The sequence below is a fragment of the Micromonospora sp. DT233 genome, assembly GCF_049841815.1.
Lineage (GTDB): Bacteria > Actinomycetota > Actinomycetes > Mycobacteriales > Micromonosporaceae > Micromonospora.
Genome location: NZ_JBNCLB010000002.1, coordinates 401,551 through 427,412, shown reverse-complemented (window position 1 = coordinate 427,412; position 25,862 = coordinate 401,551). Strand labels below are relative to the sequence as shown.

18 protein-coding genes are annotated in these 25,862 nt (G+C 72.8%); 6 read left to right on the top strand and 12 right to left on the bottom strand.

Annotated elements, in window-relative coordinates; all coding sequences use genetic code 11:
- Window positions 1-10: 10 nt before the first annotated feature.
- The 11 genes from ACLQ2V_RS06100 to ACLQ2V_RS06050 all read right to left on the bottom strand — a co-directional run bounded on the left by ACLQ2V_RS06100 (window position 11) and on the right by ACLQ2V_RS06050 (window position 12,615).
- A complete protein-coding gene (locus ACLQ2V_RS06100; RefSeq protein WP_425717370.1) occupies window positions 11-1,651 on the bottom strand; it encodes a PhpK family radical SAM P-methyltransferase in 1,641 nt (546 codons plus the stop codon).
- 3 nt (window positions 1,652-1,654) lie between these two features.
- The gene (locus ACLQ2V_RS06095; RefSeq protein ID WP_425717369.1) at window positions 1,655-3,046 is read right to left on the bottom strand and encodes an aldehyde dehydrogenase family protein; all 1,392 of its coding nucleotides are present in this window, start codon (window positions 3,044-3,046) and stop codon (window positions 1,655-1,657) included.
- 1 nt (window position 3,047) lies between these two features.
- A complete protein-coding gene (gene bcpA / locus ACLQ2V_RS06090) occupies window positions 3,048-3,938 on the bottom strand; it encodes a carboxyvinyl-carboxyphosphonate phosphorylmutase (protein WP_425717368.1) in 891 nt (296 codons plus the stop codon).
- Entirely contained in the window at window positions 3,935-5,137 is a 1,203-nt protein-coding gene (locus ACLQ2V_RS06085; protein ID WP_425717367.1) for a hypothetical protein, read from the bottom strand. Before ACLQ2V_RS06085 ends, bcpA begins: the two co-directional genes overlap by 4 nt.
- Window positions 5,137-6,420 carry a CMP-5'-phosphonoformate--3-phosphoglycerate phosphonoformyl transferase gene (locus ACLQ2V_RS06080; RefSeq protein ID WP_425717366.1) on the bottom strand — a complete coding sequence of 428 codons (1,284 nt, stop codon included), beginning with the start codon at window positions 6,418-6,420 and terminating at the stop codon, window positions 5,137-5,139. The genes ACLQ2V_RS06085 and ACLQ2V_RS06080 overlap by 1 nt, the downstream gene beginning before the upstream one ends.
- Entirely contained in the window at window positions 6,413-6,943 is a 531-nt protein-coding gene (locus tag ACLQ2V_RS06075; RefSeq protein ID WP_425717365.1) for an adenylyltransferase/cytidyltransferase family protein, read from the bottom strand. The genes ACLQ2V_RS06080 and ACLQ2V_RS06075 overlap by 8 nt, the downstream gene beginning before the upstream one ends.
- Window positions 6,940-8,112, bottom strand: a complete 1,173-nt coding sequence (aepY, locus tag ACLQ2V_RS06070; RefSeq protein WP_425717364.1) for a phosphonopyruvate decarboxylase — start codon at window positions 8,110-8,112, stop codon at window positions 6,940-6,942. Before aepY ends, ACLQ2V_RS06075 begins: the two co-directional genes overlap by 4 nt.
- Window positions 8,109-9,026, bottom strand: a complete 918-nt coding sequence (aepX, locus tag ACLQ2V_RS06065) for a phosphoenolpyruvate mutase (RefSeq protein ID WP_425717363.1) — start codon at window positions 9,024-9,026, stop codon at window positions 8,109-8,111. Before aepX ends, aepY begins: the two co-directional genes overlap by 4 nt.
- Before the next feature lie 99 nt (window positions 9,027-9,125).
- Complete coding sequence (locus tag ACLQ2V_RS06060; protein WP_425717362.1) at window positions 9,126-10,142, bottom strand: C-terminal binding protein; 1,017 nt, start codon at window positions 10,140-10,142, stop codon at window positions 9,126-9,128.
- Window positions 10,139-11,458: a histidine kinase gene (locus ACLQ2V_RS06055; RefSeq protein WP_425717361.1), complete on the bottom strand. Its 1,320-nt coding sequence runs from the start codon at window positions 11,456-11,458 to the stop codon at window positions 10,139-10,141. Before ACLQ2V_RS06055 ends, ACLQ2V_RS06060 begins: the two co-directional genes overlap by 4 nt.
- Entirely contained in the window at window positions 11,449-12,615 is a 1,167-nt protein-coding gene (locus ACLQ2V_RS06050; protein ID WP_425717360.1) for an iron-containing alcohol dehydrogenase, read from the bottom strand. The genes ACLQ2V_RS06055 and ACLQ2V_RS06050 overlap by 10 nt, the downstream gene beginning before the upstream one ends.
- A gap of 224 nt (window positions 12,616-12,839) precedes the next feature.
- Between ACLQ2V_RS06050 and ACLQ2V_RS06045 the strand changes: the two genes are divergently transcribed.
- Genes ACLQ2V_RS06045 through ACLQ2V_RS06030 form a run of 4 tightly spaced genes read left to right on the top strand, consistent with a single transcriptional unit; the run spans window position 12,840 to window position 19,583 of the window.
- On the top strand, window positions 12,840-14,165 hold the full coding sequence (locus ACLQ2V_RS06045) for a condensation domain-containing protein (RefSeq protein ID WP_425717359.1): 1,326 nt from the start codon (window positions 12,840-12,842) through the stop codon (window positions 14,163-14,165).
- Complete coding sequence (locus ACLQ2V_RS06040; RefSeq protein ID WP_425717358.1) at window positions 14,162-16,033, top strand: amino acid adenylation domain-containing protein; 1,872 nt, start codon at window positions 14,162-14,164, stop codon at window positions 16,031-16,033. Before ACLQ2V_RS06045 ends, ACLQ2V_RS06040 begins: the two co-directional genes overlap by 4 nt.
- Window positions 16,030-18,531: an aconitate hydratase AcnA gene (gene acnA / locus ACLQ2V_RS06035; RefSeq protein WP_425717357.1), complete on the top strand. Its 2,502-nt coding sequence runs from the start codon at window positions 16,030-16,032 to the stop codon at window positions 18,529-18,531. The genes ACLQ2V_RS06040 and acnA overlap by 4 nt, the downstream gene beginning before the upstream one ends.
- A complete protein-coding gene (locus tag ACLQ2V_RS06030; RefSeq protein WP_425717356.1) occupies window positions 18,528-19,583 on the top strand; it encodes an isocitrate/isopropylmalate dehydrogenase family protein in 1,056 nt (351 codons plus the stop codon). The genes acnA and ACLQ2V_RS06030 overlap by 4 nt, the downstream gene beginning before the upstream one ends.
- A 150-nt stretch (window positions 19,584-19,733) precedes the next feature.
- Here the strand turns inward: ACLQ2V_RS06030 and ACLQ2V_RS06025 are convergent, their stop codons facing one another.
- Window positions 19,734-22,112 (bottom strand): non-reducing end alpha-L-arabinofuranosidase family hydrolase, encoded by a 2,379-nt coding sequence (locus ACLQ2V_RS06025; protein WP_425717739.1) that lies wholly within the window; start codon window positions 22,110-22,112, stop codon window positions 19,734-19,736.
- A 600-nt stretch (window positions 22,113-22,712) separates the two neighbouring features.
- On the opposite strand from ACLQ2V_RS06025, the gene ACLQ2V_RS06020 reads away from it, so the two are divergent.
- Together ACLQ2V_RS06020 and ACLQ2V_RS06015 are read left to right on the top strand one after the other, a co-directional pair.
- The gene (locus tag ACLQ2V_RS06020) at window positions 22,713-24,035 is read left to right on the top strand and encodes a cellulose binding domain-containing protein (protein ID WP_425717355.1); all 1,323 of its coding nucleotides are present in this window, start codon (window positions 22,713-22,715) and stop codon (window positions 24,033-24,035) included.
- Between the two features lie 152 nt (window positions 24,036-24,187).
- Window positions 24,188-25,795 (top strand): amidohydrolase, encoded by a 1,608-nt coding sequence (locus ACLQ2V_RS06015; protein WP_425717354.1) that lies wholly within the window; start codon window positions 24,188-24,190, stop codon window positions 25,793-25,795.
- The last annotated feature ends 67 nt before the right edge of the window (window positions 25,796-25,862 follow it).

The window sequence follows — 25,862 nt, the reverse complement described above, 5'->3', positions numbered from 1 at the left end:
GCGTGCCTCCTCAGGATTCGTTGCGGTGGTAGGCCGACGGGGCCAGCGGCAGCTCCGCGCAGAAACGCGCGAAGCGCTGCTCCGCCTCGGCGACCGACGCGGCGGTGACGCCGGGCGCGACCCGGGTGGCCGGGGTGAGCGCCTTGGCCAGGCGCAGGAACTCGGTGATCTGGCCCGGGGTCATCCCCTTGCCGAGCAGGTAGGGCACGCCCCAGAAGTCCAGGCCGTTGACCGGCATCCAGGCCGCCTCGCGCACCGACGCGAAGATGTGGTCGGCCGCGTCGAGCGCCTGGTCGGAGTTCATCGTGTGATGCGACCAGTTGTAGCCGGAGCCGGTGAGGCCGAACTGCGGGGCCCGGACGTGGATCGGGGTGGCGTGCAGGTAGTACCAGTGGTTGACGGCGAAGGTGTCCGGGCCGGTGTCGTTGAGGAAGTTGATGGTGTTCTGCACTGTCTCCTCGCTCTCGCCGGGGAAGCCGACGACGAACGAGGCGTGGGTGAAGATGTCCCGCTTGCGCAGCTGCTCGATGCCGAACCGGTAGTCGTCCACGGTGGCCCGCTTGTCCATGTTGCGCAGCACCCGGTCGTCGGCCGACTCGATGCCCAGCAGCACGCCCCGGCAGCCGGCGTCGTACATCAGGTCGTAGACCCCCGGCTCCTTGGCGTGCCCGCACCGGAAGTAGGAAAACCACTCGATGCCGAAGTCGCGCCGGACCATCATCTTGCAGAGTTCCTTGAACCGACGCATCGGCACGTTGAACGTGTCGTCGATGAACGCCACCCGGGTGACGCCCATCGCCGCCAGGGCCTCCAGCTCCCGTTCCACCGTGTCGATGGTGGCCAGCGTGAGCTTGCCGGCCCGTTCCGGGTAGTCGCAGAACGCGCACTCGAAGGCGCAACTGCGCGCGGTACGGGTCGACACCGTGGGCCCCAGCCGGTGCGGGTCGAACGCCGACCACTCCATCGAGCACTCGTCGAGGACGTTCGCCTCCGGCCGACGGCGGGTCAGCGTCCAGGTGCCGGCATCGTCGCGCAGGAACAGGTTCGACACCTCGGAGAGCTCGGTGCCGGCGGTCAGGGCGTCCACGGCCGCGAGCAGGGTCGCCTCGCCCTGCGACTCCCACACGTACACGTCGGCGCCCGTACGGTCGAAGAAGCGTTGCAGCTTCGCCGTGTCACCCGCGCGGCACTGGTTGTCGACCAGCGGGCCGCCCACGATGATCGGCACCGTCGGGGCGTGCTGCCGGACGAAGTCGATGATCTCGATGACCGGCCCCGGCATCATGTAGAAGGTGGTCGTGATGGCCACCGAGGCCGGCTGCTGCGCCAGCAGCTCGGCGAGCCGGTCCTTCTCGTAGGTGAAGCAGTTGACGAACTCCGCCGGGTGCCCCCGCCGGCGCAGGTAGTTCACCAGGTACAGGGTGCCCAGGCTGGGCAGTTCCGCCACCGTCCAGATGCCGCCCTCGGGCTCCGGGTCGCGCAGGGCGCTCAACGCGTCGAGGTACGGACGGTAGGTGCCGTGCACGCCCACGTTGGTCCGGCGCAGGCTGCGCACCGGCGCGGGGATGTATTCGGTCTCGGCGAGAGCCAACTCCAGCTCGTCGCCGGAGACCTCGGTCTCGTGATAGCCGATGACCAGGCAGTCAATCATCGTTCACCCCCCATACGGCACGGTCATGGTCTTGGTGACGCTCATTTCGTGGATCGCGTACCGCATCCCCTCGCGGCCGTAGCCGCTGGCCTTCACGCCACCGAAGGGAATGTGCGGCGAGTCGTACTGGGGTCCCTCGCCCAAATTCACCGCACCCACCCGCAGGCGAGCGGCGATGCGCCAGAAGAGGTCGCTGTCGCCGGTCAGCACGCCGGCCTGCAACCCGTAGGCGGTCGAGTTCGCCACCGCGACGGCCTCGTCGGCGTCCCGGACCCGGATCACCGGGGCGACCGGCCCGAAGGTCTCCTCCCTGACCAGTACGGCGTCGGCCGGGACCCGGTCGAGCACCGTCGGTGGCACCAACGCCTCCTTGCGCGTGCCGCCGAGCAGCAGGTCGGCCCCGGCGGCCACGGCGGCGTGCACGCGGTCCAGCACCCCGGCCGCCGCCGCCTCGTCGATGAGCGGACCCAGGTCGGTCGCCGGGTCGTGCGGGTCGCCGCAGCGTTTCGCCGCCGCCGCGGCGACCAGCCGGGGTACGAACTCGTCCGCCACCGCCTCGGTGACGATCACCCGCTTGATCCCGCGACACGACTGTCCCGAGGTGGCGAAGGCGCCGTCGGCGGCCAGGGTCGCGGCGCGGTCCAGGTCGGCGTCGTCGAGCACGATGAGCGGGTCGTTGCCCCCCAGTTCCAGGAGCAGCTTGCGGCCCGCCGCGGCGGCGGCGACCGCGCGGCCGGCCGGCACCGATCCGGTGAACGTGACCATGTCGACCAGCGGATGGCCGGCGAGCGCCGGCCCGACCGTGCGCGGGTCGCCGGTGACCACCGCCAGCAGCTCCGCCGGCAGGCCCGCCGCCAGGAGCAGCTCGGCGAAGGCCAGGGCGGTCAGGGGCGTCCGCTCGGAGGGCTTGAGCACCACGGCGCACCCTGCGGCGATGGCCGGTGCCAGCTTGACCACCACCTGGTTCAGCGGCCGGTTGAACGGCGTGATGGCGGCGACCACCCCGACCGGCTCGGGCACCGTCACCGCGAGGCGGGCCGCCCCGGGCACGGGGATCGTCTCGCCCCGCAGCCGCACCGCCTCCGCCGCCGCCACCTCGAGGTTGGCGCAGGCGCGGGCCACCTCGCGGGTGGTCTCCCGCCGGCACACCCCGGACTCCGCGGTGCTGCGCGCGGCGAACTCGTCCGAGCGTTCGCGGAGCAGCTCCGCGCAGCGGCCGAGGATCCGGGAGCGCTGCTCGGCGGGGAGCGTGCGCCGCCGCCCGGCGACGGACCTGACCGCGTGGTCCACGTCCGCCGCCGAGTCGAGCGCCACCGAACCCAGGACGGCGCCGGTCCACCGATCGTGGACCGGCCGCAGGTCGCCCGCCGCCTTCAGGACTCCGTCGACGAACATGTCACTCGTCGTCCGTGCGCACGACGAAACGGGACTCCAGCTCCGAGATCCGGGAGTAGTCGAAGACCTCGAACAGCTCGTCGAAGCTCATCCGCAGGCCGTACTTGTCCCAGAAGTCCTGCGTGGTGCCGGTGTCGCGCAGTTCGGCGAACATCTTGCGCAGGATCGACGTGGCCGCCAGCCACCCGGAGAGCGGATAGATCGCCAGGTTGTAGCCGATCGCCTCCAACTCCTTGGCCGTCAGCCAGGGGGTCTTGCCGCCCTCCACCATGTTGGCCAGCAGGGGCGCGTCGATGGAGTCCCGGACGATCTTCATTTCGTCGGGGCTGAGCATCGCCTCCAGGAAGATGCAGTCCGCGCCTGCCGCCACGTACTCGCGGGAGCGCCGGATCGCCTCGTCCAGGCCCAGCTTCTCGCGGGCGTCGGTCCGCGCGATCAACACCCAGTCGGGATCGGTCTTGGCCTCGACGGCCGCCTCGATCTTGCCGATCATCTCCTCGGTGCTGATCAGCCGCTTGCCCTCGAGGTGCCCGCAGCGCTTCGGCACCACCTGGTCCTCCAGGTGACCGCCCACGATGCCGGCCCGCTCGAACTCCCGCACGCAGCGCCAGGTGTTCATCGCGTTGCCGTAGCCGGCGTCGATGTCCATGATCACCGGCAGGTCGACGGCCATCGTGATGTTCTTGGCGTTCCACGCCATCTCGGTGGTGGTGGTGAAACCGAGGTCGGGCATGCCGAGCATGCTGGCCGACGTGCCGGACCCGGTCATGTGTACGGCCTGGAAGCCCGTCTGCTCGATCACCTTGGCGGACAGGGCGTCGTACGCGCTGGGTACGACCAGGATCTCGGGGGCGTTCATCAGCTCGCGGAAGCGGTGCGCGTGGGTGGTCATGCTGCCTCTCCTCGGGTCGGTGCGGGTGACGGGGTCGGGACTTCTTCGGCCAGACGCAGGAGTTGGTTGTATTTGGCGAGCCGGTCGCCGCGCCGCGGTCCGCCGACCTTGATCAGATCGGCGCCGAACGCGGTGGCGAGGTCGCAGATCACCGTGTCGTCGGTCTCCCCGGAGCGGTGCGAGACGGAGATCGCCATGCCGGCCTCGCGCGCCCGCGCGGCGGCGGCGAGCACCCCGCTGACCGTGCCGATCTGGCTCGGCTTGAGCAGGATCACGCCCGCCAGGCCCGAGGTGATCCGGTCGACGTCCGTGGCGAACAGGTCGTCGCCGACCACCCGGGTCGACGCCGGCAGGCGATCCGGCAACGCGCGCCAGGACGCCTCGTCGCCGGAGTCGAACGGGTCCTCCAGGTACTCGATGTCGTGCCGGCCGACCTGCTGGCACAACACCTCGGTGAGCGCGGCGGCGCTCAGCGTCCGGTCGCCGAGGCGGTACGCGGCGCCGTCGTAGAGGTGCTCGGCGGCGACGTCCACCCCGACCCGCACCGCTCCGGTCAGCCCGACGCCGGCGATGACCTCGGTGAGCAGTTCGAGCTGCCCCGCGCTGTCCAGCGGCACCATCAGCCCGCTGGACGCGGAGAGCCCCGGCTCGCCGAAGCGCTGCCGCGCCGCGCTGGCCGCCGCCGCCCAGACGCGGCAGGCGGCCTCGATGTCGGAGCCGAGCGAGCCGGTCCGGGGCACCACCATCACCTGCTGGTAGCCCCGGGCCGCCCCGGCCGCGTGGATGCCGCCGGAGAAGACGTTGACCAGCAGCCGGGGGATCCCCGGTTCGGTGCCGGCCAGGTCGGCCAGGTAGCGCCAGAGCGGCACGCCCGCCGCCTCGGCCCGGGCCCGGGCGTACGCGACCGACACCGCGAGCACCGCCGAGACCCCGGCGGCCGGCAGGTCGTCGGCGAGCCGGGCGTCCACCTCGGCCTGGGTGTCCGCCGGACCGACGGCGGCGTGCAGCCGCGCGGCCGGCGCGGGCAGCGGTCCCAGCGCGGGAGGGCCGCCGATCGGGCGTTCCCGGCGGCCCGGCGCGATGGCCCGTGGGCACGAGCCCCGCCCGCGCGCGCCGCCCGCGAGCGTCACCTCCGCCTCGACGGTCGCCTCCGCCCGCGAGTCGAGGATGCCGCGCATCCGGATCCCGGTGACTCGCATCAGCCCACCCGCAGGTCGGCGGCGCGGGCGGCGGTCAGCCAGGGCATCAGCTCGCTGGCCCGGCGGGCCGGCAGCCCGCCGCGGCGGGCGTCGCGCTCGCCGAACGAGACGACGTCGTCCACCGGCACCCCGGGGCCGGCCACCACGGTCGGCACCCGGTCCGGGGAGTGGATGCCCAGCTCGCACGGGGTGGCGTGGTCGCAGGTGACCACCAGCGTGTCGGCCGCTCCGAGGCCCGCGACCAACGGGCCGACCACGTGCTCGTCGATCTCCTCGATCGCGGCGGTCTTGGCCTCCGGCTGCCCGTCGTGTCCCGGCTCGTCCGGCCCCTTGAGGTGGGCGAAGACCACGTCGCTGGGGTCGGCCAGCAGGCGCGGCACCAGCTCGGCGTAGAACTCGACGTCCGTCTGCCCCGGCCCGGTCCGGGCGGTCACGAAGTCGGCGCCGATGAGCGAGGCCAGCCCGCGTTCGGCCGGGACCTGCCCGTACATCCGCAGCGAGCCGCCGGCGAACGGGGCCAGCGTGGGCAGCGTGTCCCCGCCGTCGCGGATCAGCAGCAGGTTCGCCGGCCGCCGGCCCTGCGCCGCGCGGCGTCGGTTCACCTCGCTGCGTTGCAGCACCTCCGCGCTGGCCGCGACGAACTCGTTGACCACCGCCGCGGTGCGGTGCGCGGCCGGGTCGTCCACCAGGGCGCGGCTGGGCAGCGGGTGGTTCTCCGGCGTCTTGACCGGGATGCCGAACGCCCCGACGTTGCTGAATCCCGGGTCGGTGTTGCTCACCCGACCGGAGAGCGGGAGACCGCTGCTGGAGAAGGCCAGGATGCCCCGGTGCCGGCCGAAGCCGGTCAGCTCGAAGCGCACCCCGTCGCCCAGCCGGACGTCGGCGACGATCTCCGCCACCAGGACCGCGAGGTCGGCGTCGGTCAGGTCCCGGGAGGTACGCCGGTCGAGCTGGCCGGTCTGCGGGTTCCAACTGGCGAAGTTGATCCGGAACGCCACCGGAGTGCCCCCGGCGGACCAGAAGCCCATGCCGAGCCCCTCCAGCGGGCCCCGGCCGGTGTAGTGGCGCACCGGGTCGTAGCCGAGCAGCGCCATCGTGCCGGAGTCCGACTCCGGCGGCACGTCGGGGGCGATCACCTCGAGCAGCCCGCTGACGCCCCGCCGCGCGACGTCGTCCAGGTGCGGCGTGGCGGCCGCCTCGAACGGTGTCCGACCGCCGAGCGCGCCGATCGGCCGGTCGGCGCCGCCGCAGAGCGCGATGATGACGATGCGCCCGTCAGCCATGATGAGCCTCCTTGATCACCCGGGCCACGGCGGGTGGCACCAGGTCGGTCCAGTCCTGTCCGGCGGCGATCGCGGCCCGGACCCGGGAACCGCTGATCGGCTTGTCGGTGCGCCGCCACATCACCTCGGTGGTCAGGCCCAGCCGCTGGAAGCGGTCCACCTTGGTGTCGCCCCACTCGTCGTAGACGGTGAGCAGGTAGACGGCGTTGCGGGGCGCGTAGTGGGCCAGCCGCTCGGGGAAGCTGTGCGGAAACGGCACGATCCGCACCCGTTCGGGGGCGACTCCCGCGTCGCGCAGCGCGCCCTCCACCATCAGGTAGCGCTCGTAGTAAGTGAACGGGTTGGACTCGGGCCGCCCGCGCTGCGGGTCGGTCTCTTCGAGCGCGACCAGCGTCGGGTCCGGGTTGGTGATGCCGACGACCAGCAGCTCCGCGCGCTCGGCACCGGCCAGCAGGTACTCCAGGTGCCCCCAGTGCAGCGGCTGGAAACGACCGTGGATCACCGCGACCGGGTAGCGGCTCATCGCCGTTCCCCCGCCGTCATCGGCTCCGCGCCGACCGGGGCGGTGACGAACGAGCGGAAGCGCTGGGCCACCTCCGCCGGGGTCACCGTGGGACGTCCCAGCCCGTCCAGGGCCCCGGCCCGGATGGGCAGGTGGATGAGGGCGGGCCCGCCGCCGGCGAGCGCCGCCGGCAGGAGGTCGACCAGTTCCGGTACGGAGGAGCAGGTGTACACGTGGCGGTAGCCGCAGGCGGCGGCGACGGCGGCGATGTCGACGCCACCGGAGCCGGTGGCCTGCCCGCCGGTGGACTCGTGCTGCCCGTTGTCCAGCACCAGGTGCACCAGTCCGGCCCGGCCGTACCGGCCCACGGTGGCGAGGCTGCCCAGCCGCATCAGCACCGCGCCGTCCCCGTCGATCACGATGATCGGCCGCGTCGTCCGGGTGGCGACGCCCACGCCGAGTGCCGCCGCCGAACCCATCGCACCGACCAGGTAGAAGTTGGACGCGCGGTCGTCGAGCGCGTACAGCTCCCGGCTGGTGTATCCGGTGGCCGAGATCAGTGCCGCGTCGGCCGGCGCGGTGGCCAGCAGGGCGCTCAACACCTCCGCCCGGGCCGGCCGCTGCGGCGGCTGCGACGACCGCAGCAGGGTGGCCACGGGCTCCGGGGCCGGGCTCTCGTGCAGCTCCGCCTGGGCGACGGTGTCCTTCTGCATGACGATGGCGTACGGCCGCCGCCCCGTCTGAAGGTGCCGCCAGGCCGAGTCGAGGACCCGGGACAGCCGCAGCGAGTCGGTGGGCAGCAGATCCCACGGGACTTCCATCAGGTCGAGCAGGTCGGTGGTGGTCCGGCCCATCAACGCGTGCTGCGGCTCGTCGCGGTGCCCGGGTTCGCCGCGCCACGTCACCAGCAGCAGCGCCGGTATCGACGCCGGGTGGAGCAGCGACGTCAGGGGGTTGACCATGTTCCCGAGGCCCGAGTTCTGGCCGATCGCGCAGCCGAGGCCGCCGCCCAGCCACGCCCCGGCGGCGACGGCCACGGCCTCACCCTCCTGGGTGGCGGCCAGGTAGCAGACCCGGGGGTCGCTGATCGCCTGGTTGATCACCGGCGTCAGGTACGAGCAGGGCACCCCGCTGACCAGCGTGATGCCGCGGTCGATCAGCCCTTCGAGGACGGTCGTCGACGGGATCACCGGGCCGCAGCCCCGGCGTCGCGCGGCACGCTGGGGTCCCAGTGCCCGTACCGCTGCTCCTCGCGCTCCAGGTCCTCGTACTGGTAGAGCGAGAAGATCTCCTTCAGCGGGGCGATGCGGTCCTCGATGCCGCTGACGCTCTCCTCGGCCAGCACCGTGCGGCAGGTGTCCCGGATCGCCGCGTAGGCGGCCCGCATGCCGTGGTTGGCCCAGATCACGCCGGCGATGCCGAGGTCCCGGAAGGCCGTCATGTCGGTGCGGTGGTAGGTGGTCGGGGCGATGATCACCGGGCGTCGTTCGCCCCATTGCCGGCAGAAGTCCGCGATCTCCCCGACGTTGGTCTTGCGGGAGTGGATGAAGATCGCGTCGGCGCCGGCGTCGGCGTACGCCGCGGCACGGTCCAGCGCCTCGGCGACCGTGCCGCCGGCGATCAGCGTCTCGGTGCGCGCCACCAGCATGAAGGCCGGGTCGCTGAGCCCGTCGCGGCAGGCCATCAGCTTGCCGCAGAACTCGCCCACCGGCGCGAGGCGGTGCGCGTCGCCGAAGAACGAGTTCATCTTCGGGAAGACCTTGTCCTCCAGGCAGACCCCGGCCGCGCCGACCGCCTCGGTGGCCCGTACGAAGCGCCGGGCGGTGTTGAAGTTGCCGTAACCGGTGTCGCCGTCGACCAGGATCGGCCGGTCGGCGGCCTGGGTCATCGTGCCGACGAGCGCGACCAGCTGGTTCCACGACGCCTCGTCGCTGTCGCGCACCCCGAGCGCGGTCGACATGCACAGGCCGGAGGCCCACAGCGCCGCGAAGCCCTCGGCGCTGGCGATCCGGGTGCTCATGCCGTCGTGCACGCCCATGAGCTGGGTGCTGGTGCCGTAGGTGAGCAATTGGCGCAGGCGCGCGCCGGCCGACGGTTCCGCCACGCCAGCAGCATCGGAGTAGGACACCAGAACCTCCACTTCAAAACGTCACATGAACGGTCATTGCGGCGGTGGTATCGACGTGCGGGCGTCGTTGCCCTCTTACGCCACCCGGCCCTGTGCCGGCGGCTCGCCGTCGACCAGCAGCGAGCGGACCCCGGCCGCCACCCGACGCCGGAGACTGAGCTCGGATTCCACCGAGAGGAAGGCCCGGTGTGAGCTGACCACCACGTCGTCGCGGCCGAGCAGCTTGCGGGTGACCGGGCTGGCGTTGGGGTCCTCGGGGGAGAACACGTCGGATCCGAAGCCGCCGAGCCGGCCCGACTCGAGCGCGGTGAGCACCGCCTCGGGGTCCACCAGGCGGCCACGCGCGGTGTTGACCAGGATCGCCGCCGGGCGGGCGTGGGCCAGCACGGCGGCGTCGATCAGGTGGTCGGTCTCCGGGTTGAGATCGGCGTGCACGACGACCGCGTCCGCGACGCTGAACAGCTCGGCGAGACTCGCCACCGCCGTGACGCCGTGGCCGGCCGGCACGTCCGCCGGCACGAACGGGTCGTAGGCGTAGACCCGCCGGTAGAACGCCTGCAGCTTGCGGGAGGTGGCCCGGCCGATCCGGCCGAAGCCGACGATGCCCACGTCCCGGGCCGAGGTGCGGCGCGGCACGCCGCCCCGGTGGATTCCCCACCGGCCGGCCCGGACCAGCCGGTCCTGGACGGTGACGTGGCGTTCCAGCGCGAGCAGCAGGGCGAGGGTGTGGGTGCTCACCTCGTCGCCGCAGTAGTCGGGCACGTTGAAGCCGCAGACGCCCCGGCTGCGCAGCAGCTCGGCGTTGAGGTTGTCGATGCCCACTCCGCTGCGGGCGACGACGCGGCACCCCGGTCCGGCCGCGTCGAGCAGCTCCGGTGTCACCCGGCAGCGGTAGATCACCAGACCGTCGGCGCCGCGCACGGCGTCGAGCAGGCGTTCGTCGGTGGCGTAGCCGTCGTCGTGGGGCACGAAGCCGAGTGCGACCTGCGCGCCGAACACCTCCCGCTCCACGTGGGCGCGGGCGGCGTCGAAGACGCCCGCGTCGTCGAGGGCCCAGGCCGGGTCGGTGTAGACCACGCGCGGCGCCGTCACGAGTCGTATCCCCAGCCGTGCAGGTCGCGCCGGGCCCGCCCGATGGTGGTCGCCGGGTCGTACGTGTTGCTCAACTCGACCAAGTCGACCAGGCCGACGTGCATCCCGGAGCTGAGCTTGAGCACGGCGCCCTGCCCGCTCCAGCGGTGCGCGACGAACGGGGCCACCCAGGCCGAGCCGTCCGGCCCGGAGGTGGCGGTACGCGAATACCCGTCCTGGTCGGTCCATTCCAGCGTCAGCTCGCCGTCGACGATCAGGTAGTGCGTCTCGGCCGGCTCCGCCATCTCACCACCGGAATCGCCGCTCACCTGGACGAAGAGGCCGACCAGGTCGGGCAGGTGCGGCGCGCTGGCGGTCGAGGCGACCCGGTAGCCGAGGAAGTCACGGGCGGAGGCGCGGGTCTCGGCCAGGCTCCGATAGGTCTTGCCCACCGGGTCGTGCCGCCGGGCCGGCGGCAGCAGCAGCCGGTAGTCCAGCCCGAGGGCGGCGCCCAGCTCGCGCAGCAGGCCCGGGTTGCCGGTGGGATCGGCGAGCGCGGCGGCCAGGTCGGCCTCGCTCACGCCGATCGCTGCGGCGGCGCTGGCCTCGTCGTAGCCGCGGGCGCCGAGCAGCAGCCCGGCCATCGCGGCCGGGGGCAGCCCCGACTCGATGAGCTTGGTGAACCGGTCGAACGCCGGATCCGCCCACAGGTTCAGGTCGTCGATCAGCGCGCCGAGGTTGGCGTGCCCGGTGTACGACACGATGCGGGCCGGCTCGGCGCCCGCCAGTGAGTACGTGTGCGGGCAGTACGAGGGCTCGACGTAGGACTCGCCGGTGATCCAGGAGTCCGCTCCGGTGTTCGCCGCGATCGTCTGCCAGGTGTCCGGGTTCAGCTCCGTTCCCCAGCGGCCGTGGATGTCGCCCGGCCCGAGGTTGACGGTGATGGCCGGCTCCAGGTGGCCCTTGTTCAGGGCGGGGAGGCGGTCGGCGGGGCAGAGGATGTCCAGGATGACGGGTGCGACACGGCCGTGCGGCGCGGCCATCGTGTAGTAGTTGTAGAAGTGGATGCCGTCGCGTTGGATCGGGCGGCGGCTGGCGTACAGCTCGTCGGCCGACTGCCACTGCACGGTCAGCCCGGCGGTGCCGCTGGTCTCCAGCTGCGCCGCCGAGACGCGCAGTGCCGCGGTCACCGAGGCGACGATCTCGTCGGCGGCCGGGCGTCCGTCGAGCATCGCCTGGACGTCCGCCAGGGGCACGGCGGCGTTGCGCGCCAGCAACGCCGGCGTCAGCTTGCGGGCGTTGATCCAGTGGTTGAGCTTGAACGGGTCTACCGGCATGGTTCCTCCGCGTTCCGGCGGCTGTCGAGCCGACGCACGAGTCCGGGCAGGTCGAGCCTCCGTGGGTTGTCGGCGCAGCGCGGGTAGGCGAGCGCCTCACGGGCCAGCTGTTCGGGGGAGTAGGGGACCTGGTCGAGGGTGGCCAGGCCGTGCCGTTGGAGGAAGACCTCGAGGCGCTTCTCCGCGTCGGCCGCGTCGGCCGCCCCGAGCGCGGCCACGATCCGGGCCACGACGTCGCGCACCCGGTCGGGTCCGCGCGGGTCGGAGCAGTCGTCGTCTTCGACGGCGGCGTTGAAGCGCAGCATCCGGCCGAACGTGACGCCGCAGGCGTGTCCGTGCGCCAGCCCGGCGCGCAGTGTCAGCGGGTACGACAGCGCGTGCACCGAGGTGGTGGGAGCCAGCGCGATGGCCCGCCCGGAGAGGTGCCCGGCGGACTGCAGGACCATCCGGGTCGCGGCGTCCGGTGCGCCGGCGTCGAGCCGTTCCAGCAGCGACCCGGCGAGCGTCACCGCGGCGAGCCCCCACGCCGTGGACTCCGCCGTGGCCCGTACCGACCAGGCCGCCTCGGCGCCCTGGCTCACGGTGTCCAGCAGGCCACCGGCGCACTGGGCGGCGGTCAGGCCGCGCAGCAGGTCGGGGTCGAGCAGGGCCGCCGCCGGCCGGACCGAGGTGAGCGAGAGCTTGCGGTGGTGGTCGCGCTGCCAGACGGTGGCGAACGGGGTGACCTCCGCGCCGGTGCCGGGGGTGGTGGGCACGGCCACCACGCGGACGGGCGTCGGCGGTGTGGCTCGGCCGGTGCAGGCCGCGACCACGGCGTCGGCGTCGACGGCGGGTGCGCCGGTGAGCGCCACGGCGGCCTTCGTGGCGTCCAGCACGGAGCCGCCGCCGATGGCCACGACGACCGTGGCGCCGCAGTCGCGCAGCTGCCGGGCCAGGGCCGCGACGCCGGCGGGGTGCACCTCACCACGCTGGACGAACCAGGCCGGCGTGAGGTCGCGGAGCGCGCGGCGCACGTCGGCGGCCCACGGGCGGTCGTCGAATCCCGCGCCGGTCACCACGGCGGTGCGCGGGGCCGCCTCGGGTCGCGGGGCGCACCGGGCGACGACGGCGGGAAGGGCATGGATGCTGCCCGGACCCATGACGACATCGACCGACATTCACTCCCCCTGACCAAATGCGGGCACCTGCGATTGAGGATCATCTATCCGTGGGGCCATGTCAACTCGCCCGGGAGTTAACGCGAAGTTTCCCCGCTCTTGATCAGTTAACCTGCCTGAAACATGCCCAGTTCAGACCACTGATTGACGACGTTCATCGGGGAAACGCTTGACAAGCTCTGTGGGGCGACCGACGCTGGGCGGCGTGGCAGGAGAGGCGGGAAATGGTTGACGCTTTCCAGCTGCGGGACGTTCGGCGGGAACGGGTGAGTCAGCTATTGCGTGCGCGCAATGGCCGTTTCCGGGCCTTTCCGATGTCTCTGCAGCAACGAGGGATATGGTTCATCCAGCAATTGTTGCCGCACACAACGGCATATCTCGTGCCGCTGACGCTGCCGTTGCCCCAGCGCTACGACCCGGCTGACGTCCGCCGGGCGTTCTCCGCCGTGGTGGCGCACCACCCGAGCCTGCGTACCACGTTCGGCTTCGACGGGCTGACCTTCGAGCCGGTGCAGCGGATCCACACCACGATGGCCGTGCCGGTGCCGCACAGCGACCTGAGCGCCCTGCCGCCGGGCGAGGCGGACGCGGCCGCCGCCGAGCTCGGCCACCGGCACGCGACCACGCCGGTCGACCTGGAGCGCGGCCCGCTGATCCGGGTACGCCTGCTCGACCTGCCGGCCGGCCGGCAACGACTACTGATCACCGTGCACCACCTGATCGCCGACGGCTGGTCCCTGCACCTGCTGATCCGGGACCTGCGCGCCGCCCTGGACGCGGCCCGGTGCGGCCGGCCACCGGCGTTGCCTGCGGCGCCCTGCGCCTACCACGACTGGGCGGCCTGGCAACGCGGGCGGCCCGACCAGGACTGGCAGCCGCACCTGGCGTTCTACCGTGACCTGCTGCGCGGGGTGCCGCCGACGCTCACCCTGCCCACCGATCGCCCCCGCCCCGCGGAGCCGACCCAGGCGGGGGGTCGGCACGTGTGGACCGTCCCGCCACGGACGCTCTCCGCGCTGCACGAGCGAGCCCGCCGCGGCGGCACCACGCTCTACTGCCTGCTGCTGGCCGCCCTCGCGGTGGTGCTCTCGCGGCACAGTGGCCAGGACCGCGTGGTGATCGGCACGCCGATGGCCAACCGGACCCACCCCGACCTGCAGGACGTGATCGGCTACTTCGTCACCGTCGGGGTGGTGCCGATCACGGTCACCGCACCCGGGGCGGCGCTGCTGGGCCAGGTGCACCGGCTGATGGTCGACGTGCTGTCCCACCAGGAAATGCCCTTCTCCATGCTGGTCGAGGACCTCGCCCCGCGCCGCAGCCTCGGCGCGCACCCGATCTTCCAGGTCATGCTGGCCCTACAGAACACGCCGGACGCGTGGGAGACCGAGCAGTTGCAGCAGCCCACCGTCGAGGCGAAGTTCGACCTCACGTTCAACGCCGTCGAGGCGCCCGACGGCCTGCGCATCGACTGCGTGTACGCGACCGAGATCTTCGATCCCGCGACGGTCGTGCGGCTCTGCGACGAGTTCACCCGGGAGCTCACGTGACCGGCGCGCTGCACCAGCTCGTCGAGGCCCAGGCGGCCCGGAGCCCCGACGCGGTGGCGCTGGAGTTCGAGTCCGCCACCACGACCTACGCCGAGCTCGACCGGCAGGCGTCCCGGCTGGCCCGGTCGCTGCGCGAGCGGGGCGTGGGCCCGGGCACGCTGGTCGGCGTCGCCTGCGAGCGGTCCCCGGCGATGATGGTCGCGCTGCTGGGGATCCTCAAGTCCGGCGGCGCGTACGTCCCGCTGGACCTCGAGGCGCCGCCGGCTCGGCTCGGCGACGTCCTGCGGCAGTGCGGCCGGCCGCTGGTCGTCGCCACGGCGACCGGGGCCGGGGTGCTGCCGGCCGAGGAGACCGGCGGCCTGGTGCGGGTGGACCGGATGGCCGACGACCTTGCGCCGCTGGACGGCCCGGTGCCGGTCCGCCCGGACGACCTGATCTATGTCATCTTCACCTCCGGGTCGTCGGGCCGGCCCAAGGGCGTGATGACCGAGCACGCCCCGGTGGTCAACCGCCTGCAATGGATGATCCGCAATCATCCGCTGGGCGTCGGCGACAAGGTCCTCCAGAAGACGCCGATCTATTTCGACGTTTCCGTCTGGGAGATGTTCTGGCCGTTGTGCGTCGGAGCGACCCTGGTGATCGCCCGACCGGGCGGGCACCGCGACGCCGACTACCTGGTCCGCACGGTGCAGTCCAGTGGCATCACCGTCGCGCATTTCGTGCCGTCCATGCTCTACGCATTCCTGGAACACCCGTTGGTCGCGGAATGCCGCACCCTGGGACGCGTCTACTGCAGTGGCGAGGCCCTCAGCCCGGTCCTGCAGGAAAGGTTCTTCGAACGGCTCGACGCCACCCTGACCAACCTGTACGGCCCCACCGAGGCGGCCATCGAGGTCAGCCACTGGACGTGCGTGCCGGGGACGCCCACGGTGCCCATCGGCTGGCCGATCGACAACGCCCGGCTCTACGTCCTCGACGACCGGCAGCGGCCGGTGCCCGACGGTCAGCCGGGCGAGCTGGTCATCGCCGGGCTTCCGGTGGCGCGCGGCTACCTCGGCCGCCCCGACCTCACCGCCGAGGTGTTCCTCGACGACCCGTACGGCCCCGCCGGGGAGCGGATGTACCGCACCGGCGACCGGGCGCTGCGCCGCCCCGACGGGGCCTTCGAGTACCTGGGCCGCCTCGACGACCAGGTGAAGCTGCGCGGGCAGCGCATCGAGCTGGGCGAGGTGGAGACGTGCCTGCAGGCCCACCCCGGGGTGGGCCGGGCCGTCGTCGCGCTCAAGTCGCGCGGCGAGGCGGATCAGCGCCTCGTCGGCTACCTGCTGCCCGCCCCGGGACAGCACCGCGACGACCTGGTGGCGGCGGTAACCGCGCACGCCCGCGAGCGACTGCCCGGCTACATGGTCCCGGCGGCGTTCGTGGTGGTGGACCGGATCCCGCTGGGCCCGTCCGGAAAGGTGGACCGCCGGGCACTGCCCGATCCGGCACCGGGCGGGCACGAGGACCACCAACCCCCGCGCCCCGGCGTCGAGGCCGACGTGGCGGCGAGGTGGGCGCAGGTGCTGCGCTCCGACGGCCCGGACCGGCGGAGCCGGTTCCTCGACAGCGGCGGCAACTCGTTGCTGGCCACCGTGCTGGCCGCCCGCATCTCCCACGAGCTCGGACGACCGGTCACCGTCGCGCAGATCATCGGGGCCGACTCGCTGGCGGAGCTGGCGGCGACGGTGGGTGGCACGCCCGCCGCGCCGGATCAGGTCGCGTTCCCGGCGGCCCGTTCGCTCGACGAAGAGCGGCTGGACCGGGTCGCGACGATGTCGGCGGACGAGCTCGACGCCCTGCTGGCGGACCTGGAGGAGACCTGGTGAGCATCGACGACCCGCTGCCGATCTCGCTGCGCGTCCTGCGTGAGAACGTGCTCCGGCACGCCGGCCACCCGGCGGTGAAGCGGGGACACCTCGAGGCGGCCCGCACCGGCCGGACCGGCCTGGAGATCCCCTTCTTCCCCGCCCGAGTGCTGTTGCAGGACTACACCGGGGTCCCCGCGTTCGTGGACCTGGCCGCGATGCGCGACGCGGTGGCGGCGGCGGGCGGCGACCCGTTGCAGGTCAATCCCCTGGTGCCGGTGCAGATCGTGGTCGACCACTCGCTGGTGGTCGAGGAGTTCGGGCACCCCGGCGCCCGGCGACGCAACGTGGAGCTGGAGCACCGGCGCAACGCCGAGCGGTACCGCTTCCTGCGCTGGGTGCAGCAAGCCTTCCGGAACACCGTCGTGGTGCCGCCCGGCGGCGGGATCGTGCACCAGGTCAACATCGAGCAGTTGGCCGAGGTGGTCACCAGCCGCGACGGCGTCACCTTCCCGGACACCGTGCTCGGCGCCGACTCGCACACCACGATGGTCAACGCGCTGGGCGTCCTGGGCTGGGGGGTCGGCGGGATCGAGGCGGAGGCGGCGCTGCTCGGCGAGCCGGTGTTCCTGCGCCTGCCCCGGGTGATCGGTGTCCGGCTGACCGGCGCGCTGCGGGAGGGCTGCACGGCCACCGACCTGGTACTCACCCTCACCCGGCTGCTGCGTACCCGGGACACGGTGGGCGCGTTCGTCGAGTTCCACGGCCCCGGACTGGCCGGGCTGCCGGTCCCGGACCGGGCCACCATCGCCAACATGAGCCCCGAGTTCGGCTCCACCTGCGCCTACTTCCCGATCGACGACCAGACGCTGGGCTACCTGCGGCTGACCGGCCGCGCCGAGTCGCACGTGCGGATGGTCGAGTCGTACGCGCGGGGCGCGGGCCTGTGGTCGGAGCCGGACGGGCACCTGGCGTACGCCGAGGAGCTCGTCGTCGACCTCGGCGACGTCCGGCCGTCGGTCGCCGGGCCGAGCCGCCCGCAGGACCTCGTCGAGGTGTCCCGGGTCCGGGAGACCCTGCCCGCCGCCGGGGACGACGACCGGTTGCCGCACGGCGCGGTGGCGATCGCCGCCATCACGTCCTGCACGAACACCGCCAATCCCGGCCTGATGGTTGCCGCGGGCCTGCTCGCCCGCAACGCTGTCCGGCGCGGCCTGCGACCCCACCCGTGGGTGAAGACGACGCTGGCGCCCGGCTCCCCGGTCGTCGTCGACTACCTCGACCGCGCGGGGCTGACCGAGCATCTCGACCGGCTCGGCTTCCACCTCGTCGGCTTCGGGTGCACCACCTGCATCGGCAACTCCGGGCCGCTGGCCGCCGGCGTCGAGCCGGGCCGGCAGCCGCTCGCCGCGGTGCTGTCGGGCAACCGCAACTTCGAAGGGCGGATCAACCCGGACGTCAGCCACAGCTTCCTCGCGTCACCGCCGCTGGTCGTGGCGTACGCGCTGGCCGGGACGGTGGACATCGACCTGACCAGCGAGCCGCTCGGCACCGGCCCGGACGGCGGACCGGTGTACCTGCGCGATCTCTGGCCGAGCGCCGACGAGGTGGCGCGGGTCGTCGGCGGGTCGGTCCGCCCGCAGGACTACGTGGCCGCCGCCGCGACGGCCCGCGACGGCGACGCGCACTGGCAGCGGCTGCCGCGCGGCGACGGCGCGCTCTTCGCCTGGGACCCGGACTCGCGCTACGTGCGCCGATCGCCCTTCGCCGACGAGGCGGGCGAGGCGTCGTCGGGCCCCCGGGACATCGTGGACGCCCGCGTGCTGGCCGTGTTGGGTGACACCGTCACGACCGATCACATCACCCCCTCCGGGCAGATCCCGCCCGACAGTCCCGCCGGCCGGTACCTGCGCGCCCACGGCGTCGCGGTGCCCGACTTCAACTCGTACGGCTCCCGGCGGGGCAACCACGAGGTCGCCGTGCGGGCGACGTTCGCGAACCGGCGGCTGCGCAACCGGCTGGCGGACCGCGCCGGCGGCTGGACCCGCGACCTGCTCAGCGGGGAGATCCTGCCGATCCACGACGCCGCGGAGCACTACGCCGCGGCCGGCGTGCCGCTGGTCGTCCTCGCCGGCCTGCACTACGGGACCGGGTCGTCGCGGGACTGGGCCGCCAAGGGGACCCGGCTGCTCGGCGTGCGCGCCGTGCTGGCCGGCAGCTTCGAGCGCATCCACCGGGCGAACCTGATCGGCATGGGCGTGCTGCCCCTGCAGTTCCGGCCGGGCGACTCCGTCGACGCGCTCGGCCTGACCGGCACGGAGACCATCACCATCCGTGGGCTCGACGCGATCACCGAAGAGTCGTGGCCGGCGACCCTGCGGGTGCAGGCGCAGACGCGGGTCTTCGAGGTCCTGGTCCGCCTGGAGACGGCTCAGGAGGCGGCGCAGTACCGCCACGCGGGGATCATCCCGTACGTGCTGCGGAGGCGGTGGCTCGGCGATTCCGGGCGGCCCGCATGACCCGGCGGCGGATCGCGGTCATCCCCGGTGACGGCATCGGCCCGGAGATCGTGCAGGCCGCGGTCCAGGTGCTGCGGGCCCTCCCCGGCACCGACTGGGAGTTCCACCCGGAGGAGGCCGGCGCCGTGCACTTCCGGCGCACCGGGGCCGCGATGTCCCCGGCGACCCTCGAACGCCTGCGCACCGAGTACGACGCGGTGCTGAAGGGGCCGGTCGGGCTGCCGGAGGTCCGGCATCCCGACGGAACCGAGGCCGGTGTGGTCAGCGGCATCCTGCGCACCGGCCTGAACGCGTACGCCAACGTGCGGCCCGTGACCGAGCTGACCGCCGAGCCGCGCATCGACTACGTCATCGTGCGGGAGAACACCGAGGGCCTGTACGCCTCCCGAGGGCTGGGCGTCGGCAACGACCGGGTCCGGGTCGACCAGCTGCTGGTCACCCGCGAGGGCGTCGAGCGCGTCGTCCACTACGCCTTCCGGCTGGCGCGTACCCGCTGCGGCGCGCCGGCCGACGGTGTCCGCCGGGTGACGTGCGTCGACAAGAGCAACGTGCTGCGCAGCTACGCCTTCTTCCGCAGCGTCTTCGACGAGGTGGCCCGGCAGTACCCCGACATCGAGGCCGACCACCGCTACGCCGACGCCGCCGGCCACGACCTCGTCGCCGCGCCGGAGCAGTTCGACGTGCTGGTGATGGAGAACTTCATCGGCGACATCCTCAGCGACGTCGGTGCCGCGACGGTCGGCGGCCTCGGCCTCTGCGCCGCCGCCAACATCGGTGACCGGCACGCCTACTTCGAGCCGATGCACGGCAGCGCGCCGACCCTGGCCGGCACGGATCGGGCCAACCCGACCGGTCAGATCCTCGCGGCGGCCATGATGCTCGACCATCTCGGCGACCACGAGGCGGCCGGGGCGATCCGTCGGGCGGTCCGGCATGCGTACCTGACCGGGGCGGTGCAGCTGCGGGGCGCGGGCAGCCCGGCCGGCGGCACCCGGGCCGCCGCCGCGGCGGTCGTCGCCGCACTGCGGGAGCTCGACCACCGCGTCACCTGAGCCGACCTGGCGCTCCGCGCACGGAACGGGCGGGCCGGGTGCGACACCGGGCCCGCCCGTTTCACCGCGCCGCCGGCCGCGACCCGCGTCGACCCGCACCGATGCGGTACGGGCCGACGTCCGGGATCGTCAGCGCGGCGGGGTCACCCGTCAGCGCTGGAGGGTCAGCAGACCCGGCCGGTAGGGCAGCAGACCGTAGTCGCCGCCCGAGTTGGGCGAGCGGCCCTGGTAGAGCAGCTGCAGGTTGCAGGCGTTGACGGTCATCGTCTGGTCGGCGTTGGTGCGCAGCAGCTCACCGTGGCTGATGTCGTTGGTCCAGGTGGCGCCGCTGTTGGCCTTGCCGGCGAACGGGTTGCTCTCGGTGGCGGCCTGCGGGGTCCACGAGCCGCCCAGGCTGGTGGCCGTGAAGGAGCGGAAGTAGCGGCCCTGGGAGCCGATCGCCTCGACGAGCATCAGGTACTTGTTCTCGCCCTGGAGCTTGTAGACCTGCACGGCCTCGAAGAGGTTGTTGGTGGTGTCGCTCATGACCACCGTCGAGGTGGAGCCGAAGCTGCCGGGGAAGTTCCCGATGGGCATGCTGGCCCGGTAGATCTTGCCGTTGTCGCCGGCGAAGAAGAGGTACATGTTGCTGCTGTCGCCGATGACGGCCTGGTCGATCGGGCCGGTGCCGGAGCCGGAGATGCTGCCGGAGAAGAGCGTCTGCGGCGCCGACCAGCTGTTGACGTTGGTGGGGTCGGTCGACGTCCGGTAGGAGAAGGCGGGCCCACCCCACTGGTAGGCGAGCACCCAGAGGTTCCTGGGGGCGAAGTAGAACAGCGAGGGCGCGACGGCCGAGAACGGCATCTGGTTCTGGCTGGCCGAGGCCATCTCCGACCAGTTGGTGAAGGTGCCGAAGTTCATCGATCCCCACGCGGTGCCGGTGTCGTGGGTGGTGGCGTAGACGAGCTGGCGGCCGTTGTAGGGGGCGTGGGTGAAGTCCTTCAGCGAGACCCAGCCCGACCTCGGCTGCGCCAGCGCGCCGCTCGACGACCAGCGGTACGTCGACGGAAGGGCGCAGGTGCCGGACGGCGGCGGCGTCGTCGTCGGCGGGGGGTTGGAGCCGCCGACCCGGACCAGCTGCCACTGCTGGTTCGTCCCGTTCCAGTCGCTGTACTGCACGATCGCGCCGCCGTCGGCGGTGGACGCGCTCTGCACCTCGACGGCCTTGCCGCTGTTGCGGTTGACCAGCTTGACGTAGCCGCCGGTGTCGGTCACCCGGAACTGCTGGTTGGTCCCGCCGTGGTCGCCGTACTGCACGATCGCGGCACCGTCGGCGGTCGAGGAGTTCGACACGTCCAGCACCTTGCCGGAGTGCCGCGCCCGGAGCCGGTAGTAGCCGTTACCGGAGTCGGCGAACTGCCACTGCTGGTTCTGCCCGCCGGAGCGGGCGTACTGCTGGACGCAGGCGTTGTCCGCCGTGGAGGCGCCGCAGACGTCCAGCGCCTTGCCGCTGTTGCGGTTGACCAGCTCGTACCAGGCGGAGCCGTCGATCGCGCCCGAGGTGGGGGTCGGCCCCGGCGTGGTCGGGGTGGGGGTGGGCCCGGGGGTGGCGCTGTTGAGCGCCTCCAGCACGGCGGTGTACGCCTGCTTCTTGTTGCCGTTGCCGTCGAAGAGCAGCGGGGTGCCGCTGGCCCGCCAGGAGTCGGTGTCGCGGATGCCCCAGACGGTGATGCCGTTGCAGCGGGCGACGGCGAGGCAGTCGTTGGTGACGTTGCGGAAGGCGGTGGCCTGGCTGCTGCCGGAGCCCTCGATGTCGAGCTCGGTGATCTGGACGTCGACGCCGAGGGCGGCGAAGTTCGACAGGGTGGTGCGGTAGTTGCTCGGGTAGGGCGAGTTGGCGTTGAAGTGCGACTGGAAGCCGATGCAGTCGATCGGCACGCCCCGGGACTTGAAGTCGCGGACCATGTTGTAGACGGCCTGCGTCTTCGCGTCGTTCCAGTTGTCGGTGTTGTAGTCGTTGTAGCAGAGCTTCGCGCCCGGGTCGGCCGAGCGGGCGGTCCGGAACGCCACCTCGATCCAGTCGTTGCCGGTGCGCTGCAGGTTCGAGTCGCGTCGGGCGCCGGAGCTACCGTCGGCGAACGCCTCGTTCACCACGTCCCAGGAGTAGATCTTGCCCTTGTAGTAGCCGGCGACCCGGGTGACGTGGTTGACCATCGCCGAGCGCAGGGCGCTGCCGGACATGTTCTGCATCCAGGTCGGCTGCTGCGCGTACCAGGCCAGGGTGTGGCCGCGCACCTTCATCCCGCGACTGAGGGCGTGGTTGACGATGCGGTCGCCGTTGCTGAAGGAGAACTGGTTCTGCTGCGGCTCGGTCGCGTCGATCTTCATTTCGTTCTCGGCGGTGACCATGTTGAACTCGCGGTTCAGGATGGTCGTGTACACGCTGTCGTTGAGCCGGCCGCCGGCGACCGCGGTGCCGAAGTACCGACCCGACTGGGCAGCGGCCGCACCGAGGGTCGCCTCGGCGGCCTGCGCGAGGTTGGGCAGCAGGGACACGACGAGAGCCGCGACGACCGCGGCGATCGCGGAGAAGGAGAGCCTTCGAAGCCGACGCCCGGGGGGACGGGTAGGGGAGTCCACAGTGATCCTCCAAGGAAACTACGGGAGAATTCCAACAGGAAGCGGCCATTGGCTCGCCTCGATCGGTCGGGTTCGGACCGCGTGGCTGGTCAAGATCCTGTTAGCGTTCACAGCCATTGACGGCTACAGATTTTCAGAAAGTTACGGGATTATCAAGCGATAGTTTCGGCGGGCTACCGGGTGGGCGGCGGAAGAAGTCGATCTAGAGGCGGGTCGGTCCCCGCCGCGACGCGCGGCCCGGTGGCGCGGGTCGCCGCCCGCAGCCTGCCGATCCGGGGCGCGACTGGTTGAGCGTGTTATCGATAACATGCTATCTTCCGGCGGGGAGCGAAGGGCACGCTCCCAGTCACCTGGGTCGATCGACGAGGGGCGCCCCGAGGGGGCCGCCCGCTCACCGCTCTGCGGATCGACGACCAGTCCGGGCCGCTCCACCGATGCCAGGCGACCGCAGGCGGTCGCCGGAGGACTTCGGTCTGGCCGCACGAGGACGATTGGCAAGGAGCCAAGCACATGGTGAAACCCAGATACCTTCTCCCATCCATCGCTGCCGCGGCGGTCCTGCTCGCGGCGACCGCCGGCGGCGCGCTGGCCAGCGGCTTCGGCGGCGCGGCGGCGGCCGCGACGAACGGCACCCTGGCGACGACCGCGGGCTGCGGCAAGGCCCCCACGCTCACCAGCGGGACGCGCACGATCTCCAGCAGCGGACAGAACCGCAGCTACATCCTGCGGATCCCCGACGGGTACGACCGGAACCACCCCTACCGGCTGATCTTCGGCTTCCACTGGCTGAACGGCTCGGCCAGCAACGTCGCCTCGGCCGGCTACTACGGGCTCGCGCCGCTGTCGAACAACAGCACGATCTTCGTCGCGCCCCAGGGCCTCGACGCCGGCTGGGCCAACACCAACGGCCGGGACCTGACCCTCTTCGACGACATCTCCCGGCAGATCGAGAACGACCTCTGCGTCGACACCACCCAACGCTTCGCGCTCGGGTGGAGCTACGGCGGGGCCATGAGCTACGCGGTCGCCTGCGCGCGGCCCACGGTGGTCCGGGCGGTCACCGTGATCTCCGGTGCCAACCTCAGCGGCTGCAACGGCGGCACCCAGCCCGTCGCCTACTTCGGCATCCACGGCACCTTCGACAGCGTCCTGAACATCTCCATGGGCCGGTCGATCCGCGACACCTTCGTCAGGAACAACGGCTGCACCGCGCAGAGCCCGCGCGAGCCGAGCCGGGGCAGCCTCACCCACATCACCACCACCTACTCCGGCTGCCGCGCCGGCTACCCGGTGCAGTGGGCGGCGTTCGACGGCGACCACACCCCCAGCCCGGTCGACGGCTCGGGCAGCCCCAACGACGCCAGGACCTGGACGTCGGGGGAGATCTGGCGATTCTTCACCCAGTTCCAGTCCACCACGCCGCCGCCGACCACGCCGGTCCCCACCACGCCGGTGCCGACCACGCCGGTGCCGACGACGCCCCCGCCGACCACGCCCCCGCCCACCACGCCCCCGCCGACCGGGGAGCCGGGCGCCTGCGCCGCCACCTACCGCACGGTCAACACCTGGCCGGGGGGCTTCCAGGGTGAGGTCACCGTGGCCAACGGCACCCCCGCCACGATCAACGGCTGGACCGTACGGCTGACCCTGGCCGGCGGCCAGGCCGTCAGCAGCCTCTGGGGCGGTGTCAACACGGGCACCACCGGCGAGGTCACCGTCCGCAACGCCCCCTACAACGGCACGTTGGGCGCGAACGCCTCGACCACCTTCGGCTTCACCGCCACCGGCAACGGCGCCACCCCGCCCGGCAACCTCACCTGCACCAGCCCCTGAGACGCGGCAGGATCGGGGCCCGGAGCCGACCGGCTCCGGGCCCCGATCCTGGGGCCGACCGCGCCGTCGGCGTCAGGGCCGCGTCTCGGTGCCCCGGCCGCCCGCCGTCTAGCATGATGGGCCCCTGGCCGACCGTCGAAGCAGGCAGCCCCATGACCGATACGGTGTTCGAGAACGCCCGCATCCACACCCTCGATCCGGCCCGGCCGCGCGCCGAGGCCATGCTGGTGAGCGGCGAGCGGATCGTCGCCGTCGGCGACCGCGACGAGTGCCGGGACCGGGCCGGCGGCGGGGCCCGACGGGTCGACCTCGGCGGGATGGCCGTGCTGCCCGGGATGATCGACAGCCACATCCACTCCGCGCTCTACGTGCGCGGCCTGGAGCAGGTGGACCTGCGCGGCACCACCAGCCTCGACGAGGCGTTGGCCCGGATCGGCCGGCACGCCGCCGCGCTGCCGGCCGGGGCCTGGCTCTTCGGCGGCCGGTGGGACTGCCACAAGTGGACCCACCCGGTGCAGCCGACCCGGGCCGATCTGGACCGGGTCTGCCCGGACCGCCCGGCCCTGCTGCCCAGCATCGACGGGCACACCACCTGGGTGAACACGGCCGCGCTGCGGTGGCTCGGCATCGACGCCGCCACCGCCGACCCGATCGGCGGGCAGATCGCCCGCGACGAGCGCGGCGAGCCGACCGGCATCCTGCGGGAGGCCGCCGGGGACGCCGCGTACGACATCCTGCGCTCCTCGATCGCCGGGGACCTGGTCGCGCAGCTGCGCACCCACCTGCCCCGGCTGCTCTCCGTGGGCCTGACCAGCATCCACGACCTCGACGGGCAGGACTGTCGGGCCGCCTACGAGACCCTGTACGCCCGGGGCGAGCTGCCGCTGCGGGTGCACAAGACGATCCCGGCGACCAGTTTGGACGAGGCGATCAAGCTGGGCTGGGCCACCGGCGACGGCGACCGCTGGCTGCGGACCGGGCCGGTGAAGATCTTCACCGACGGCGCGCTCGGCTCGCACACCTGCCTGATGAGCGAGCCGTACGACGGCGAGCCCGACAACCACGGCATCGCGGTCACCCCGGCGGAGGAGTTCGAGCACCTGGTGGCGAAGGCGGCCGGGGCGGGCATCGCGGTGGCGGCGCACGCGATCGGCGACGCGGCCAACGCGATGGTGCTGCGGGCGTACGAGCGCTGGCAGGACTCGGCCCGCAGTCAGCCGGCCGGTGCCGGGGCGGTCCGGCGGCTGCGGCACCGCATCGAGCACACCCAGCACCTGCGGCCGCAGGACGTGCCGCTGCTGGCCCGGCTGGGCGTGACGGCGTCGATGCAGCCCACTCACTGCACCAGCGACATCCCGCTGACCAGCAGGATGCTCGCGGGTCGGGACCTCGCCTCGTACGCCTGGCGCAGCCTGCTGGACGCCGGCGCGACGGTGACCTTCGGCTCGGACGCCCCGGTGGAGGACCCGGATCCGTTCCACGGCATCCACGCCGCGGTGACCCGGCAGCAGCCCGACGGCACCCCGCCCGGCGGCGTCGACCCGCACGAGCGGCTCGATCTCGACGCGGCGCTGCGCGGGTTCACCGTGGCCGGCGCGTACGCCTCCTACGAGGAGCACCTCAAGGGGCGGCTCAGCCCCGGGATGCTGGCCGACTTCATCGCGCTGCCCGTCGACCCGTACCAGGTCGAGCCGGCGGCGCTGCGGGACCTCGCGGTGGCGCTGACGGTGGTCGGCGGGGTGGTGCGCTGGCAGCGCTGACCCCGCCGCCCCGCCGCCGGAGGGCGCACCGGGGAGCGGCGTAGGGCGTCGGCGCAGCGCAGGGCTG